General features: G+C 69.4%; 15 protein-coding genes. 7 read left to right on the top strand and 8 right to left on the bottom strand.

Features of this window, described 5'->3' with window-relative positions; genetic code table 11:
• The 3 genes from AB5J53_RS13000 to AB5J53_RS12990 are packed head-to-tail and all read right to left on the bottom strand — an operon-like array spanning window position 1 to window position 1,450.
• Window positions 1-129, bottom strand: coding sequence for a hypothetical protein (locus AB5J53_RS13000; RefSeq protein WP_369245789.1), 129 nt, complete (start codon window positions 127-129; stop codon window positions 1-3).
• A gap of 35 nt (window positions 130-164) precedes the next feature.
• Window positions 165-938, bottom strand: a complete 774-nt coding sequence (locus AB5J53_RS12995) for an ABC transporter ATP-binding protein (RefSeq protein WP_369245788.1) — start codon at window positions 936-938, stop codon at window positions 165-167.
• Window positions 935-1,450 (bottom strand): PadR family transcriptional regulator, encoded by a 516-nt coding sequence (locus AB5J53_RS12990; protein WP_369245787.1) that lies wholly within the window; start codon window positions 1,448-1,450, stop codon window positions 935-937. The genes AB5J53_RS12995 and AB5J53_RS12990 overlap by 4 nt, the downstream gene beginning before the upstream one ends.
• A 189-nt stretch (window positions 1,451-1,639) precedes the next feature.
• Between AB5J53_RS12990 and AB5J53_RS12985 the strand changes: the two genes are divergently transcribed.
• From AB5J53_RS12985 to AB5J53_RS12965, 5 genes are all read left to right on the top strand, one after another.
• On the top strand, window positions 1,640-2,911 hold the full coding sequence (locus AB5J53_RS12985; protein WP_369245786.1) for an ABC transporter substrate-binding protein: 1,272 nt from the start codon (window positions 1,640-1,642) through the stop codon (window positions 2,909-2,911).
• A gap of 196 nt (window positions 2,912-3,107) precedes the next feature.
• Complete coding sequence (locus tag AB5J53_RS12980; protein WP_369245785.1) at window positions 3,108-4,745, top strand: glycoside hydrolase family 13 protein; 1,638 nt, start codon at window positions 3,108-3,110, stop codon at window positions 4,743-4,745.
• A gap of 57 nt (window positions 4,746-4,802) precedes the next feature.
• On the top strand, window positions 4,803-6,128 hold the full coding sequence (locus AB5J53_RS12975; protein ID WP_369245784.1) for an ABC transporter substrate-binding protein: 1,326 nt from the start codon (window positions 4,803-4,805) through the stop codon (window positions 6,126-6,128).
• Between the two features lie 5 nt (window positions 6,129-6,133).
• Window positions 6,134-7,492 (top strand): ABC transporter permease subunit, encoded by a 1,359-nt coding sequence (locus AB5J53_RS12970; protein ID WP_369245783.1) that lies wholly within the window; start codon window positions 6,134-6,136, stop codon window positions 7,490-7,492.
• Complete coding sequence (locus AB5J53_RS12965) at window positions 7,489-8,328, top strand: carbohydrate ABC transporter permease (RefSeq protein WP_369245782.1); 840 nt, start codon at window positions 7,489-7,491, stop codon at window positions 8,326-8,328. The genes AB5J53_RS12970 and AB5J53_RS12965 overlap by 4 nt, the downstream gene beginning before the upstream one ends.
• A 209-nt stretch (window positions 8,329-8,537) precedes the next feature.
• Here AB5J53_RS12965 and pgl read toward each other — a convergent pair whose 3' ends face one another.
• The 5 genes from pgl to tkt are packed head-to-tail and all read right to left on the bottom strand — an operon-like array spanning window position 8,538 to window position 15,119.
• Window positions 8,538-9,320, bottom strand: a complete 783-nt coding sequence (pgl, locus tag AB5J53_RS12960) for a 6-phosphogluconolactonase (protein WP_369245781.1) — start codon at window positions 9,318-9,320, stop codon at window positions 8,538-8,540.
• Window positions 9,317-10,354: a glucose-6-phosphate dehydrogenase assembly protein OpcA gene (opcA, locus tag AB5J53_RS12955; RefSeq protein ID WP_369245780.1), complete on the bottom strand. Its 1,038-nt coding sequence runs from the start codon at window positions 10,352-10,354 to the stop codon at window positions 9,317-9,319. Before opcA ends, pgl begins: the two co-directional genes overlap by 4 nt.
• Window positions 10,351-11,874 (bottom strand): glucose-6-phosphate dehydrogenase, encoded by a 1,524-nt coding sequence (zwf, locus tag AB5J53_RS12950; protein WP_369245779.1) that lies wholly within the window; start codon window positions 11,872-11,874, stop codon window positions 10,351-10,353. Before zwf ends, opcA begins: the two co-directional genes overlap by 4 nt.
• 4 nt (window positions 11,875-11,878) lie before the next feature.
• Window positions 11,879-12,997, bottom strand: coding sequence for a transaldolase (tal, locus tag AB5J53_RS12945; protein ID WP_369245778.1), 1,119 nt, complete (start codon window positions 12,995-12,997; stop codon window positions 11,879-11,881).
• Window positions 12,998-13,031: 34 nt separating this feature from the next.
• Window positions 13,032-15,119 (bottom strand): transketolase, encoded by a 2,088-nt coding sequence (gene tkt, locus AB5J53_RS12940; RefSeq protein ID WP_369245777.1) that lies wholly within the window; start codon window positions 15,117-15,119, stop codon window positions 13,032-13,034.
• 355 nt (window positions 15,120-15,474) lie between these two features.
• On the opposite strand from tkt, the gene AB5J53_RS12935 reads away from it, so the two are divergent.
• A complete protein-coding gene (locus tag AB5J53_RS12935; protein WP_369252199.1) occupies window positions 15,475-16,428 on the top strand; it encodes a heme o synthase in 954 nt (317 codons plus the stop codon).
• Between the two features lie 84 nt (window positions 16,429-16,512).
• Window positions 16,513-16,869 carry a hypothetical protein gene (locus AB5J53_RS12930; protein ID WP_369245776.1) on the top strand — a complete coding sequence of 119 codons (357 nt, stop codon included), beginning with the start codon at window positions 16,513-16,515 and terminating at the stop codon, window positions 16,867-16,869.
• Window positions 16,870-17,082: the final 213 nt, after the last annotated feature.

The following is a 17,082-nucleotide window of genomic DNA, read 5'->3' as shown; positions in this document are numbered from 1 at the left end:
TCAGCCCTTCGGCTCGCGTACGACGACCTCGCGTACCTCGCGTACATCGGGCCGGTGTACGCCGGGCGCGTGCTTCGGCTCGCGTACGGCGGGCAGGCTCGTGTGCTCCCGTACGACGGGACGGTCCATCCGCACAGGGTCCAGCAGCTGGTCGTGCACTCGGCTCAGTCCCTCAGTTCCAGTACGCCGGATATCCCGGCGCCGCGCGACGGCGTGCCGTCGAGTTCCGCGTCGTCGGCGATGCGGCCGTCGAAGAAGCTGATGACACGGTCCGCGGCGCTGGCGAGCCGGGCGTCATGGGTGACCAGCAGGATGGTCTGCCCGCGCTGGTGGAAGCGGGACAGCAGCCGCATCACCTCGCGGGTGCCCTTGCTGTCCAGGCTGCCCGCGGGCTCGTCGGCCAGCAGCAGGGACGGATGGTTGACCAGCGCCCGGGCCAGGGCGACGCGCTGCTGTTCACCGCCGGACAGCTCACCCGGCATGCTGCGCCCCTTGCCCTCCAGGCCCAGCTCGGACAGCAGCCGCTCGCGTTCAGCGCGCGCCTGCTTGGGGGAGACCCCGGCCAGCAGGGCGGGCAGTTCGACGTTGTCGGCGACCGACAGATTGGAGACCAGGTTGAAGAACTGGAAGACGATGCCGATGCGGCGTCGGCGCTCCACCGCCCAGCGCGCCTCGCTGTACGCGTCCGTGCACTCGCCGTCCAGCCAGACGCTGCCGGAATCGGGCCGCTGGAGCCCGCCGAGCAGGTGCAGCAGCGTCGACTTCCCGGCGCCGGACGGGCCGGTGATGGCCACGAACTCGCCCTGGCGCACGGACAGGTCCACTCCGCGCACGGCATGCGCCGGGGCGCCCTCGCCGTGGTGGGTCTTGACCAGGCCCTCGGCGCGCAGCAAGGGAACCAGACCCTCGGCGCGCGGCAAAGGAGCGGTGTGGCTCACTCCAGCTCCTCCAGTTCCTCCTGGCAGCGTTCCAGCCAGTCGAGATCGGCCTGCAGATGCAGCATGGCGCCCTCGATCAGCAGATGGGAGATGCGGTTGTCCCGGTCCTCGGCCGCGGCGAGCTTCGACAGGTTGCGCATGGTGTTCAGATACTGACGCCGCTGCTTGTTGATCAGAGCGATCTGGTCTGCAAGACCGGTCGTCGGGGCGAGGGCGAGCTTCATGAAGAACTCGTCCCGTACCCGCGGCTCGTCCGCCGTCTCCTGGTACCAGGTGTGCAGCGCCTCGCGCCCGGCATCAGTGAGGTGGTAGATCTTCTTGTTGGGCCGGCTCGACTGCTCGACTTCCTCGCCCTCGATCAGTCCCGACTTCTCGAGGCGGCCGAGCGTGACATAGATCTGGCCGACGTTGGGCTGAGGGTACGCGGAGCCCAGCAGTTGCTCAAGGTCCTGCTTGAGCTCGTACCCGTGGGCCGGGCCACGCGCCAGCAGGGCCAGGAGGGGCAGCCGCACCCGTGCTCTCCTCCCCGCATCCTCGTCATGTGCCGCAGACCGATGTCAGACCGATGTCAGGCCGTTGCCCGGTCGATGCAACCGGGAGGCCAATGTGTCGCAGGCCCTAGTATCGCCCATACCTAACAGGTATACATGGCCACTGACGCCGGGCGAAGGTGCCCGTCGCCGGTGTACAGGGAGGAACCTATGCGGTGGATACGTGCCGCCGGTAGGGGTCTCCTGGTCGCCGCGGTGGTCCTGACCGGTTACGTCGCCTCCGGCACCCCCGCGGACGGGGCGCACGGCGCCGGTCGCGGCCCGCTCACCCTGGCGACCGCGGGTGACCTCACCGGCTATCTGGGACCGCTGCTCGAAGGGTGGAACCGTACTCACCCCGGCGAGAAGGTCACCCTCGTCGAGCTCCCGGACTCCGCCGACGAGACGCACGCGCAGATGACGACCGACCTGCGCGGCGGCGGCAGAAGCCGCTTCGACGTCCTCAACATCGACGTCGCCTGGACCTCGGAGTTCGCCGCCGCGGGCTGGATCTCCCCGCTGGACCGCGATCGTTTCCCGCTCGACAGTTTCCTGCAGCCGGTCGTGGACACGGCGACGTACGACGGCAGGCTGTACGCGGTCCCTTACGTCACCAACGCGGGACTCCTCCTGTACCGCAAGGACGTCCTCGCCAAGGAGGGCGTCGCACCGCCGCGCACCTGGGCCGAACTGGAGCGGCAGGCGAAAACCATCGCCCCGAAGTACGGACTCGACGGCTACGCCGGCCAGTTCCTGCCCTACGAGGGACTCACCGTGAACGCGGCGGAGGCGGTCTACTCGGCGGGTGGCACGATCCTCGGCGACGAGGGCGAGCGCGTCACCGTGAACTCCGAGGCGGCACGCGAGGGCATCGGATTCCTCGCCGACGGGGTACGCGACGGCTGGATCCCGAAGGAGGCGCTGACGTACAAGGAGGAGGAGTCCAAACAGGCCTTCCAGGACGGCCACCTCCTCTTTCTGCGCAACTGGCCCTACGCCTACGTCAGCGCCTCCGGCAAGGGATCGGCGGTCGCCGGGAAGATCGGCGCCGTACCCCTGCCCGGCCCCGACGGACCGGGCACGAGCGTGCTCGGCGGCTCCAACCTCGCCGTCAACGCCCATGCGCGGCACCCCGATTCGGCCGCGCGCCTGATCGCGTACCTCACCACCGAGCGGGCGCAGCGCCAGGTCCTCACCAAGGGCGCACTGCCGCCCGTGCGGGCCGCGCTCTACGAGGACCCGGAGCTGATCCGGGAGTTCCCGTACCTGACCACGCTGCGCGCGAGCGTCCTCGCGGCGGCGCCGCGCCCCAAGAGCCCGCGCTACGACCAGGTCAGCCTGGCCGTGCAGGCCGTCGTGCACGACGCGTTGGCGGGGTACGAGACGCCTTCCGCGGCGGTACGGCGGCTGGCGCGCGAGCTGGCGGCCATCTCGCGCCGGTAGCACCGAGGGAGTGCCCCGGTAGCCCTGCTAGTTACATGTTAGGTAACGGGAGCATCCCATCTCCGGGTTTTGTGCCCGAAAAGTACGCATATAACTTCCCAACTTCCCGGTTGCTGCTGCCTACTCGTTGACACCTGTGTGACACGCCTACTTAACATGCATGCATAACCGAAGGCACGCACAGACAGGTCAACGGGTGACCCTCAACACGCACCGCTGGTGGCGCGACGCAGTGATCTACCAGGTGTACGTCCGCAGCTTCCTGGACAGCACCGGGGACGGCATCGGCGATCTCGCCGGAGTCCGGGCGGGCATGCCGTACCTCAAGAAGCTCGGGGTCGACGGCATCTGGCTGAGTCCCTTCTATCCCTCGCCGCAGCACGACCACGGCTACGACGTCGCCGACTACTGCGACGTGGACCCGCTCTTCGGCGACCTCGCCGAGTTCGACCTGCTGATGACCGACGCCCGTCGCCTCGGCATCAAGGTGCTCCTGGACATCGTCCCCAACCACTGCTCGAGCGAGCACCCGTGGTTCCGTGACGCCCTCGCGGCGGAGCCCGGCAGCGAGGCCCGCGCCCGCTTCCACTTCGCCGACGGACGCGGCCCGGAGGGCGCCGAGCCGCCCAACAACTGGCACGCCATGTTCGGCGGCCCCGCCTGGTCCCGCGTCACCGAGGCGGACGGCAACCCCGGCCAGTGGTACCTGCACATGTTCACGTCCGAGCAGCCCGACCTGAACTGGCGCAACCCCGAAGTCGGTGCGCACTTCGACCAGGTGCTGCGGTTCTGGCTCGACCGGGGCGTCGACGGCTTCCGCATCGACGTGGCCGCCGGTCTCTTCAAGCACCCCGACCTGCCGGACTCGCCCGACCCGGAGGCCGACGCCCGTACCCGCGACTCGGTCAACCCGCTCGCCTGGAACCGCCCCGAGGTGCACGACGTGTGGCGCCACTGGCGGTCCGTCTGCGAGGAGTACACCGAGCGCGACGGCCGCGACCGGCTGCTGGTCGGCGAGGTCTCGGTGCCGACGGCCCGCGAACACGCGCAGTACGTACGGCCCGACGAGCTCCACCAGGCCTTCTTCTTCGACCTGCTCAGCGCGCCCTGGAACGCCGACGCCTTCCGCAAGGTCATCTCCGAGGCCATGCAGGACATAGCCGGCACCGGATCGACGGTCACCTGGGTCCTCAACAACCACGACCAGGTCCGCACCGTCACCCGGTACGGCGAACTCGGCACCGAGGGCAGCGGGCTCGGCGCCGCCCGCGCCCGCGCCGCGGCGCTGCTGATGCTGGCGCTGCCCGGAGCCGCGTACATCTACCAGGGCGAGGAGCTCGGGCTGCCCGAGGTCGTCGACCTGCCCGACGACGTGCTGACGGACCCGATCTTCCGCCGTACGGGCAGCCGCGCCCGGATCCGCGACGGCTGCCGGGTGCCGCTGCCGTGGTCGGGGCACGCCTCGCCGTTCGGCTTCACCTCGGGCGCCGAGAGCGCCAAGCCGTGGCTGCCGCAGCCCGACTACTTCGCCGAGTACGCCACCGACCGTGCGCTCGCCGACACCCGCTCCTTCTGGCACCTCTACCGCGACGGACTGCAACTGCGCGCCGCCCTCCCTCAGTTGGGCGAGGGCACGCTGCGCTGGCTGGAAGCGCCGCCCGGCGTCCTCGCCTTCGTCCGCGGCGACGGCCTGGTGTGCGCCGTCAACTTCGGTACGGCCCCGACGCCCGCGCCGGTCTCCGGCACCCCCTTGCTGTCCAGCGGCCCCTGCCCGGCCGGCGTCCTGCCCGGCTCGACGGCCGCCTGGTGGATCAGCGACTGCACGAATCCCTGAGCGCCACCTCCCTGAAGATTTTCCGTCAATTCCCCTGCCCTGAAAGGGACATCAACGATGATGCGACGACGTACCACCCTGCTCGCGAGCTGCACCGCCCTCGCCCTGGCCCTCGGCGCGACCGCCTGCGGAGGCGGGCCCGTCGCCGCGGGAGGCGGCGGAAAGTCGCTCAGCGGACAGACGATCACCGTGGCCGGTGTCTGGTCCGGCAGTGAGCAGAAGAACTTCCAGAAGGTCCTGGACGCCTTCACCGAGAAGACCGGCGCCAAGACCCAGTTCGTCTCCACCGGCGACAACGTCTCCACCGTCGTCGGCAGCAAGATCGAGGGCGGCAACGCCCCCGACGTGGTGATGGTCCCGCAGGTCGGCGTCCTCCAGCAGTTCGCGAAGAAGGGCTGGCTCAAGCCCCTCTCCAAGACCACCGAACAGTCCGTCGACACCAACTACGCGAGCGTCTGGAAGAAGTACGGCAGCGTCGACGACACCTTCTACGGCCTGTACTTCAAGGCCGCTCACAAGTCGACCGTCTGGTACAGCCCCGACGCCCTCGCCCAGGCGGGCGTCAAGCCGCCGACCACGTACGACGCGATGCTGAAGGCCGGGCACACCGTCTCCGACTCGGGCCTCGCGGCCTTCTCGGTCGCCGGACAGGACGGCTGGACGCTCACCGACTGGTTCGAGAACATCTACCTCTCCCAGGCGGGGCCCGAGAAGTACGACGCTCTCGCCGCCCACAAGCTCAAGTGGACCGACCCGACCGTGGTGAAGGCCCTCACCACCCTCGGCAAGCTCTTCAAGGACAAGCAGCTGATAGCCGGCGGCCAGAAGGAGGCCCTGAACACCGACTTCCCCGGCTCCGTCGAGAAGGTCTTCGGACCGAAGCCCGAGGCGGGCATGGTCTACGAGGGCGACTTCGTCGCAGGCGTCGCCAAGGACCAGTTCGGCAAGAAGATCGGCCAGGACGCCAACTTCTTCCCCTTCCCCGCGGTCGACGGCGGCAAGGCCCCCGTGGTCAGCGGCGGTGACGCGGCCGTGGTCCTCAAGGAGGGCAAGAACCAGAAGGCCGCCATGACGTTCCTGGAGTACCTGGCGACCCCGGAGGCGTCCGCGGTCTGGGCCGAGGCGGGCGGCTTCCTCTCCCCGAACAAGAAGCTCGACCTCGCCTCCTACGGCGACGACATCACCCGCGAGACCGCCAAGTCCCTGATCGCGGCCGGGGATTCGGTCCGCTTCGACATGTCCGACCAGGCCCCGGCCGCGTTCGGCGGCACCAAGGGCGCGGGCGAGTGGAAGGTCCTCCAGGACTTCCTGCGCGACCCGTCGGACCCGAAGGGGACGGCCGCCGAGCTGGAGAACGCGGCGGCCAAGGCGTACCAGGGCTGATCGTCATGACCGCCACCCTCGTGAAAGAGGCGAGCCCTCCGGCCGTGACCATGGCAGACCGCAGACGGCGTGCCAGACGCCGCGGCCGGATCATCGCCCTCGCCTTCGTCCTCCCCGCCCTGCTCCTGCTCGGCGCGCTCGTCGTCTACCCCGTGATCTTCTCCGTGGGCCGCAGCTTCTTCGACGCCTCCGGCAGCCGGTTCGTGGGCGGCGACAACTACACCGAGATGTTCCGCGACCCGGCCACGCTCAAGGCCGTCCGCAACAGCGCCATCTGGGTCGTCGTCGCGCCGACGCTGCTCACCGGGCTCGGTCTCGTGCTCGCCGTACTGGTCGAGAAGATCCGCTGGGCCACCGCGTTCAAGCTGCTGCTGTTCATGCCCATGGCGGTCTCCTTCCTGGCCGCCGGCATCATCTTCCGGCTCGCGTACGACGAGGACCCCGACAAGGGCGTCCTGAACGCCGCCGTGGTCGGCGTCCACGACGCGTTCAAGGGGACCTCGTCCTACCCGGCCGCCCGGGCCCGCGACGGCCAGGGCCTCACCAAGGGAGCCGACGGCTCGTACCGGACGACCGCCGCCGCGTCGCCCGGCCACACGGTCGGCCTCGGCCTCGTCGGCGTACTCCCCACGGAACTGCCGAAGGACGCGAAGCCCGCGTACGCGGCCGCCGGCCGGAAGGCGGCCGGGGACGAGCTGCGCGGTGTCGTCTACCTGGACTTCACGCCCGGTGGGGGAGGCAAGCAGGGCAAGGTCGACCGAGGGGAGAGCGGACTGCCGGAGATGGAGGTCGAGGCGGTGCGTGACGGGAAGACGGTCGCGAGTACGACGACCGCGGCCGACGGATCCTTCCGCTTCTCCGGGCTGGACTCCCGCTCCTACACCGTGCGGCTGCCCGCGTCGAACTTCAGCCCGCCGTACGAGGGAGTGTCCTGGCTCGGCCCGGCGCTCGTCACGCCCGCCATCATCGGCGCCTACCTGTGGATCTGGACCGGCTTCGCCATGGTGCTGATCGGCGCCGGGCTCGCCGCGCTGCCGCGTGACGCGCTGGAGGCGGCGCGGATGGACGGGGCCAACGAGTGGCAGATCTTCCGCCGGATCACCGTGCCGCTGCTGGCGCCCGTGCTCACGGTGGTCTTCGTGACCCTCGTGATCAACGTGATGAAGGTCTTCGACCTCGTCTACATCATCGCGCCAGGCCCCGTGCAGGAGGACGCCACGGTGCTCGCCACCCAGATGTGGCTGGTGTCCTTCGGCGGCGGCAACAACCAGGGCCTGGGCAGCGCGCTCGGGGTGTTGCTCCTCTTGCTCGTGATCCCCGCCATGGTCTTCAACGTCCGCCGTTTCCGAAGGAGTCAACGATGAACGCGCTCAGGCGGGGGCTCGGCAACAGCCTGGTGCAGGCGTTCCTCGTGGTCGTCGGGCTGGTGTGGGTCACCCCGCTCGCCGGGCTGTTCCTCTCCTCCCTGCGCTCGGCGCAGGACACCGCCAAGGGGGGCTGGTGGACGGCGCTGACCAGCCCGAGTCAGCTGTCCTTCGACAACTACTCGGCGCTGCTGGGCAATGCGGGGATGACACGGGCCTTCTGGAACACCGTGCTGATCTCCGTGCCGGCGACCGTCCTCGTCGTGGTCATCGCGGCGCTCGCCGGATACGCCTTCGCCTGGCTGGAGTTCCCCTTCCGGGACGCGATCTTCCTGGTCGTGGTGGCCTTGCTGGTGGTGCCGGTCCAGGTGGGGCTGCTGCCGGTGGCCAAACTCTTCGGTGAGCTGGGGCTCTTCGGCACGATTCCGGGTGTCGTGCTCTTCCATGTGTCGTACGGGCTGCCGTTCGCGATCTTCCTGCTGCGCAACTACTTCGCTGAGATGCCGAAGGAGATGCTGGAGGCCGCGCGCATGGACGGGGGCAGCGAGTGGCGCATCTTCACGCGGCTGGTCCTGCCCGTGGGCCGGCCCGCCATCGCCAGCCTGGCCATCTTCCAGTTCCTGTGGGTGTGGAACGACATGCTGGTCGCGCTGCTGTTCGCCGACAGTTCATCGCAGCCGTTGACCGTGGAACTCCAGTCGCAGATCCGGCAGTTCGGGAGCAACATCGATGTGCTGGCGCCGGGGGCGTTTCTGTCCCTGGTGGTGCCTGTGGTGGTGTTCTTCGCCTTCCAGCGGCACTTTGTGCAGGGGGTGATGGCCGGGTCGGTGAAGTGAGGGGTTTGATTCGCCCCCTCCGCCCCTGCCCGTCCCGTATCTGGGGCTCCGCCCCAGACCCCGTTCGCGCAGTTCCCCGCGCCCCTTTTCAGGGGCGCGGGGAACTGCGCAATCTTTTGGCGGGGGTCTGGGGGCGGCAGCCCCCAGGGGACGGGAATGGGCAGGGGCGGAGGGGGCGAATCAAACCCCGCCGCCCCTACCCACGGGGCTCAGGGCGAAGCCGGCGGATACAGCGACCGCGGCAGCTGCGAAGCCGCCGCCGCGTCCAGGAGCCACAGCGTGCGCGAGCGGCCGTACGCACCCGCCGCCGGGGCCTGTACCTCGCCCGCGCCCGACAGGGCGATCGCCGCGGCCTGGGCCTTGTCCTCGCCTGCCGCGAGGAGCCAGACCTCGCGGGCGGAGCGGATCGCGGGCAGGGTCAGTGAGATCCGCGTCGGCGGGGGCTTCGGTGCGCCGTGTACACCGACGACCGTCCGTTCCGTCTCCCGCACCGCGGGGAGTTCCGGAAAGAGCGAGGCCACGTGGGTGTCGGGACCGACGCCCAGCATCAGGACGTCGAAGGTCGGCACCGAGCCGTGGTTCTCGGGCCCCGCGGACTTCGCGAGCTCGGTGGCGTACGCCTCCGCCGCCGCGTCCACGTCGGTGCCGTAGGGACCGTCGGACGTCGGCATCGCGTGCACCCGCGCGGGGTCCAGCGGCACCGAGCCCAGCAGCGCCGCCCGGGCCTGCGTGTCGTTGCGGTCCGGGTCGCCCTCGGGCAGGAACCGCTCGTCGCCCCACCACAGGTCGAGGCGGCCCCAGTCGATGGCGTCCCGGGCGGGCGCGGCGGCCAGCGCGGCCAGGAGGCCGTTGCCGTTGCGGCCGCCGGTGAGCACGACCGAGGCGTAGCCGCGCGAGGCCTGCGCGTCCACGATCTTCGTGATCAGCCGGGCCGCGGCGGCCTGGGCCATCAGCTCCTTGTCGCGGTGGACGACGAGCTGCGGAGTACTCACTTGGCGGCCGCCTTCTTCGCGGGAGCCCGCTTGGCCGCGGTCTTCTTGGCCGGAGCCTTGGCGGAAGCCTTCGTCGCGGTCGCCGCGGAGGGGGAGGCCTCCGCCTCCGACGCGTTCAGCCGGTCCACCCCGTAGCGCAGCGCCGACGCGTATGTGTCGTCCGGGTCCAGGCGGCGCAGCTCCTCCGCGATCAGCTCGGACGTCTCGCGGCGCTTGAGCGCCACCGCGCGGTCGGGCTGTCCCTGGATGGACAAGGTCGCCAACGTGCCGTCCGCGCGGTCCAGGACGATCGGGCCGCAGCTCGTGTTCATCCGGACGGCGGTGAGACCGGGACCGGAGGACAGCGAACGCTTGACGGGCACGTCGAGGCGGTCCGCGAGCCACATGGCGAGCAGCTCGCAGCTCGGGTTGAACTCCTCGCCCTCCACCTCGACCGCGTCGACCTCGCAGGTGACCTGGTCCAGGGCCGCGGCCAGCATCGAGCGCCAGGGCGTGATGCGGGTCCAGGAGAGATCGGTGTCGCCCGGCGTGTAGGCGTCGGCGCGGGCGCTGAGCTCCCGTACCGGCGCCTCGGCGGCGTAGGTGTCGGTCACGCGGCGCTGGCCGAGCGCGCCGAGCGGGTCGTTGGCCGGGTCGGGCGGCGCGTTCACCGGCCACCACACGACGACCGGGGCGTCCGGCAGCAGCAGCGGCAGGACGACCGACTGGGCGTGGTTGACGACCTCGCCGTACAGGCGCAGCACCACCGTCTCGCCGGTGCCGGCCTCCACGCCGAGCCGCACCTCGGCGTCGAGACGCGACTTCGTGCGGTCGCGGGGCGAGCGCGAGACGCGCCTGATGACCACAAGGGTGCGCGAGGGGTGCTCGCGCGAGGCCTCGTTGGCGGCCTTCAGGGCGTCGTAGGCGTTCTCCTCGTCGGTGACGATGACGAGGGTGAGAACCATGCCGACGGCGGGCGTGCCGATGGCGCGGCGGCCCTGCACGAGCGCCTTGTTGATCTTGCTGGCCGTGGTGTCCGTGAGATCGGTCTTCATGGGCGACGCCAGCTCCGTCCGTCTCGCTCGAGCATTTCGTCCGCCTCGACGGGGCCCCACGTGCCCGCGGGGTACTGCGCGGGCTTGCCGTGCTTGTCCCAGTACTCCTCGATCGGGTCGAGGATCTTCCAGGACAGCTCGACCTCCTCGGTGCGCGGGAAGAGGTTCGAGTCGCCCAGCAGGACGTCCAGGATCAGGCGCTCGTACGCCTCCGGGCTCGACTCCGTGAAGGACTCGCCGTACGCGAAGTCCATCGAGACGTCCCGGATCTCCATCGAGGTGCCGGGCACCTTGGAGCCGAAGCGGACCGTGACGCCCTCGTCGGGCTGGACGCGGAAGACGATCGCGTTCTGGCCCAGCTCCTCCGTCGCCGTGTGGTCGAAGGGGGAGTGCGGGGCGCGCTGGAACACGACCGCGATCTCGGTGACGCGGCGGCCGAGACGCTTGCCGGTGCGCAGGTAGAAGGGGACGCCTGCCCAGCGGCGGTTGTCCACCTCCACCTTGATCGCGGCGTACGTGTCGGTCTTCGACTTGGCGTCGATGCCGTCTTCCTGGAGGTAGCCGACGACCTTCTCGCCGCCCTGCCAGCCCGCCGCGTACTGCCCGCGGACCGTGTTCTTGCCCAGGTCCTTCGGCAGCTTGGCCGCGCCGAGCACCTTGGTCTTCTCGGCGGCGAGGGCGTCCGCGTCGAAGGAGGCGGGCTCCTCCATGGCGGTGAGCGCCATCAGCTGGAGCAGGTGGTTCTGGATGACGTCGCGGGCGGCGCCGATGCCGTCGTAGTAACCGGCCCGGCCGCCGATCCCGATGTCCTCGGCCATGGTGATCTGCACATGGTCGACGAAGGACCGGTTCCAGATCGGCTCGAACATCGTGTTGGCGAAGCGCAGCGCCAGGATGTTCTGGACGGTCTCCTTGCCCAGGTAGTGGTCGATGCGGAAGACCTGGTCAGGGGCGAAGACCTCGTGGACGACCGCGTTGAGCTCCTCGGCCGACTTGAGGTCGTGACCGAAGGGCTTCTCGATGACCGCGCGGCGCCAGGAGCCGTTCGACTGCTCGGCCAGGCGGTGCTTCTTCAGCTGCTTGATGACCACCGGGAAGGCGGACGGCGGCACGGAGAGGTAGAAGGCGAAGTTGCCTCCCGTGCCCTGTGCCTTGTCCAGCTCGTCGATGGTGGAGCGCAGCCGTTCGAAGGCGTCGTCGTCGTCGAAGGTGCCCTGCACGAAGCGCATGCCCTGGACGAGCTGCTGCCAGACCTCCTCGCGGAAGGGCGTCCGTGCGTGCTCCTTGACCGCGTCGTGGACCTCCTGGGCGAAGTCCTCGTTGGCCCACTCACGGCGTGCGAAGCCGACGAGCGAGAAGCCCGGCGGCAGCAGACCCCGGTTGGCGAGGTCGTACACGGCGGGCATCAGCTTTTTACGTGACAAATCGCCCGTGACGCCGAAGATGACCAGGCCCGACGGCCCCGCGATACGCGGGAGCCGTCGGTCTGCGGGGTCACGCAGCGGGTTGCTGCTTGACAAGGTTTCAGCCCTCCGAAGGGGCGAGGCGCTCGAGCTCCGCCTCTGTGGACTTGAGCAGGTCGTTCCAGGACGCCTCGAACTTCTCGACGCCCTCGTCCTCCAGGAGCTGGACCACGTCGTCGTACGCGATCCCGAGCTTCTCCACCGCGTCGAGCTCGGCGCGGGCCTGCTCGTACGTACCGGCGATGGTGTTGCCGGTGATCTGCCCGTGGTCCTCGGTGGCCTCCAGAGTGGCCTCCGGCATGGTGTTCACCGTGTTCGGTGCCACCAGCTCGTCGACGTACAGGGTGTCCTTGTACGCCTTGTCCTTGACGCCGGTCGAGGCCCACAGCGGACGCTGCTTGTTGGCCTGCGCCTTGTCGAGGGCGGCCCAGCGGTCGGAGGAGAAGACCTCCTCGTACGCCTGGTACGCCAGACGCGCGTTGGCGACGCCGGCCTTGCCGCGGGCGGCCTTCGCCTCGGGGGTGCCGAGAGCGTCGATCCGCTTGTCGATCTCGGTGTCCACGCGGGACACGAAGAAGGACGCCACGGAGTGGATCTTCGAGAGGTCCAGGCCGCGCTCCTTGGCCTTCTCCAGGCCGGAGATGTAGGCGTCCATGACCTCGCGGTAGCGCTCCAGCGAGAAGATCAGCGTGACGTTGACGCTGATGCCCAGGCCGATCGTCTCGGTGATCGCCGGGAGACCCGCCTTGGTGGCCGGGATCTTGATCAGGGTGTTGGGGCGGTCCACCAGCCAGGCCAGCTGCTTGGCCTCGGCGACGGTCGCCTTGGTGTTGTGCGCCAGACGCGGGTCGACCTCGATCGACACGCGCCCGTCCTGGCCGCCGGTCGCGTCGAAGACCGGGCGCAGGATGTCGGCGGCGTCACGGACGTCCGCCGTCGTGATCATGCGGATCGCTTCTTCGACGGTGACCTTGCGGGCGGCGAGATCCGCGAGCTGCTGCTCGTAACCGTCGCCGCTGCTGATCGCCTTCTGGAAGATCGACGGGTTGGTGGTGACGCCCACGACGTGCTGCTGGTCGATCAGTTCGGCAAGATTGCCGGACGTGATCCGCTTGCGCGACAGGTCGTCCAGCCAGATCGCGACGCCTTCCTCGGAGAGGCGCTTGAGTGCGTCTGTCATGGAAATTGCATCTCCTACGTGTCGTATATCAGCGTCAGCGCTGGGCTGCGGCGATCGATTCCCGGGCGGCACCCGCGACATTCTCGGCAGTGAAACCGAATTCGCGGAAGAGCACCTTGCCGTCGGCCGAAGCACCGAAGTGCTCCAGCGAAACAATGCGTCCGGCGTCCCCGACGAACCGGTACCAGGTCAGACCGATACCGGCCTCGACCGCGACCCGCGCCTTCACCGACGGCGGCAGGACGCTGTCCCGGTACCCCTGGTCCTGCTCCTCGAACCACTCCACGCACGGCATGGACACGACCCGCGTCGGCACACCCTCGGCCTGGAGCTGCTCGCGCGCCTCGACGGCCACGTGCACCTCGGACCCGGTGGCGATGAGGATGACCTCGGGCTCGCCGCCCTCGGCCTCGAAGAGGACGTAACCACCCTTGGCGGCATCCTCGTTGGGCTCGTACGTCGGCACGCCCTGGCGGGTCAGTGCGAGGCCGTGCGGGGCGCCCTTGCCGAACACCTTCGTGTAGCGCTTGAGGATCTCGCGCCAGGCGATCGCCGTCTCGTTGGCGTCCGCGGGACGGACCACGTTCAGACCGGGGATCGCGCGCAGCGAGGCCAGGTGCTCGACCGGCTGGTGCGTCGGACCGTCCTCGCCGAGGCCGATCGAGTCGTGCGTCCACACGTACGTGACCGGCACGTGCATCAGCGCGGAAAGGCGTACGGCATTGCGCATGTAGTCGGAGAACACCAGGAAGGTGCCGCCGTAGATACGGGTGTTGCCGTGCAGCGCGATGCCGTTCATCTCCGCGGCCATGGAGTGCTCGCGGATACCGAAGTGAATCGTGCGGCCGTACGGGTCGGCGCCCGGCAGCGGGTTGTCGGCCGGCAGGAACGAGGAGTTCTTGTCGATCGTGGTGTTGTTCGAGCCCGCGAGGTCGGCGGAGCCGCCCCACAGCTCGGGGACGACCGCGCCGAGGGCCTGCAGCACCTTGCCGGACGCGGCACGCGTGGCGACACCCTTGCCCGCCTCGAAGACCGGGAGCTTCTCCTCCCAGCCGGCCGGCAGCTCGGCCGCGGCGATGCGGTCGTACTCGGCGGCGCGCTCCGGGCTGGCGGTGCGCCAGGCGGCGTACCCCTTCTCCCACTCGGCCTTGGCCTCGCGGCCGCGGTCGAGGGCCTGGCGGGTGTGCGCGAGCACCTCGTCGGTGACCTCGAAGGACTTCTCCGGGTCGAAGCCGAGGACGCGCTTGGTGGCCGCGACCTCGTCGTCGCCGAGCGCCGAGCCGTGCGCGGCCTCGGTGTTCTGCGCGTTCGGGGCGGGCCAGGCGATGATCGAGCGCATCGCGATGAAGGACGGCTTGTCCGTCACCTTCTTCGCGGCCTCGATCGCGTTGTAGATGGCGTGCGGGTCCAGGTCGCCGTCCGGCTTCGGGGCCACGCGCTGCACGTGCCAGCCGTACGCCTCGTACCGCTTGACGGTGTCCTCGGAGACCGCGGTCTCGGTGTCGCCCTCGATCGAGATGTGGTTGTCGTCCCACAGCAGGATCAGGTTGCCGAGCTTCTGGTGGCCGGCCAGCGAGGACGTCTCCGCGGAGATGCCCTCCTGGAGGCAGCCGTCACCGGCGATGCAGTAGATGAAGTGGTCGAAGGGCGACTCACCCTGAGGGGCGTCCGGGTCGAACAGACCGCGCTCGTAGCGGGAGGCCATCGCCATGCCCACGGCATTGGCGACACCCTGGCCGAGCGGACCGGTCGTGGTCTCCACACCGGTGGTGTGCCCGTACTCGGGGTGACCCGGCGTCTTGGAGCCCCACGTACGGAAGGCCTTCAGATCGTCCAGCTCCAGGCCGAAACCGGCCAGGTAGAGCTGGGTGTAGAGGGTCAGGGACGAGTGGCCCGCGGACAGCACGAAGCGGTCGCGTCCTACCCAGTCGGCGTCCGCCGGGTCGTGCCGCATCACCTTCTGGAAGAGGGTGTACGCGGCGGGCGCCAGGCTCATCGCCGTACCGGGATGGCCGTTGCCGACCTTCTGTACGGCATCGGCGGCCAGGACGCGGGCGGTGTCGACGGCCCGCTGGTCCAACTCGGTCCACTCGAGGTCTGTGGTGGTCGGCTTGGTGCTCACCCTGGGTCAGGGCTCCTCTCCACATGTCACGCATGTCGAATGCCGGTGCACTGGGCGCCCACCGGCGGTGTCGAGCCTACCCCCGTAAGTACGTGCGTTTTTTCGACTCATTCCAGACTGCCGGGACTCTTCGGGATCCGCCTCCCGACTGGCCCGTTCCGTGTTCGGCAAGTGAATACGGAGCCGCTCGTAAGAGTGCTCAATCGAGTGGTGCTCGGCTCTTCCAGCGGTGCTGCTCAACACGACCCCACCCCCGCGAATGTCGGGGTCTGGGCAACGTCTACAGTGGCGTGGTACGCGCGAGCCTTTACGGGGAGTTCACACCTGGGGGCTTGCTGGGATGTCTCTGTCAGGGGTGTGCGTGACGGCCGTCGAATCCCGTCCAGCGGGGGTGCTCGAGTCGAGCAGCAGCCGGGGCCAGCGGCCGTTCGGGGCCCGTGTCAAAGCGTTTGTGGCGCTGACCAAGCCGCGCATCATCGAACTGCTGCTGATCACCACCGTTCCGGTGATGTTCCTGGCCCAGCAGGGTGTGCCCGACCTGAAGCTGGTGCTCCTCACCTGCCTCGGCGGCTATCTGTCGGCGGGCGGCGCCAACGCGCTGAACATGTACATCGACCGTGACATCGACGCCCTGATGGAGCGCACCTCGCAGCGCCCGCTGGTCACCGGCATGGTCAGCCCCCGCGAGTGCCTGGCCTTCGGCATCACGCTCGCGGTCGTCTCGACGCTCCTGTTCGGCCTGACCGTCAACTGGCTGTCCGCCTGGCTGTCGCTCGGAGCGCTCCTCTTCTACGTCGTCGTCTACACGATGATCCTCAAGCGCCGTACGTCGCAGAACATCGTGTGGGGCGGCATCGCGGGCTGCCTCCCGGTGCTCATCGGCTGGTCGTCCGTCACGAACTCCATGTCGTGGGCGCCGATCATCCTCTTCCTCGTCATGTTCTTCTGGACGCCGCCGCACTACTGGCCGCTGTCCATGAAGGTCAGGGAGGACTACGCGCGCGTGGGCGTGCCGATGCTGCCGGTCGTCGCCACCAACAAGGTGGTCGCCCGCCAGATCGTCATCTACAGCTGGGTGATGGTCGCGGTCTCGCTGCTGCTCACCCCGCTCGGCTACACGGGCTGGTTCTACACACTGGTCGCGCTCGCCGCCGGCGGGTTCTGGCTGTGGGAGGCGCACGGTCTGCAAAACCGCGCCAAGGCCGAGGCGACGGGCGGCAAGCTCAAGGAGATGCGGCTGTTCCACTGGTCGATCACCTACGTGTCGATCCTCTTCGTGGCCGTCGCGGTGGACCCCTTCCTGCGCTGAGACTTCTCGACGGGTGGGGTGCGTGGTCAAAGCCACGCACCCCACCCGTCGCCGTTTGATCTACTCGTCGGTAGCATCCTGGCCATGGCAGACACCCAGCAGGACGACGAGACGACCGGCGCCACCCAGGACGCCAAGGCCGAGCGCAGGGCCGCCAAGCTCGCCCAGCAGATCTCCGCCTTCTCCAAGGCGCACGGCGGCGCCGAGGGACAGGTCGCGTACATCGGGCAGAAGGGCGCCCGGATCGTGCTCGTCGGCGAGGACGGCGGCTGGGGCGACCTCGTGGCGCCCACCTACGCGATCGCCGAGGAAGCCGTGAAGAGGTCCGGCATCACAGTTCACGAAGAGTTCGACGGCGAGTTCGCGGCGAAGGTGAAGACCGGCCCGTACGAGTGGACGCGCATGGCGGGAATCCAGGTGGGCGGCCCGCGCAACGCCTGAACCCGACGTGGGTCGGAGCGCCCCGTCAGGGGCGGGGCTGTATCGCCATGCGGCTCCGCCGCGTGGGCGCGACCAGCCAAGGACGGCCCGCCCCCCACTACAACCCGCACCCCGAACCGCACAAAACAGCGGAGCGCCTTCGCACGGGGTGTGCCCAAGCAACACCTGACACCCGGTACACCCGTTAGGACCTGTAAGCAGCGCAGCGTCTAT

Origin of the sequence: Streptomyces sp. R41, from assembly GCF_041053055.1 — a bacterium.
Classification (GTDB): domain Bacteria; phylum Actinomycetota; class Actinomycetes; order Streptomycetales; family Streptomycetaceae; genus Streptomyces.
The sequence above is the reverse complement of the archived record's forward strand: the minus strand, read 5'-3'. Positions and strand labels throughout refer to the sequence as shown.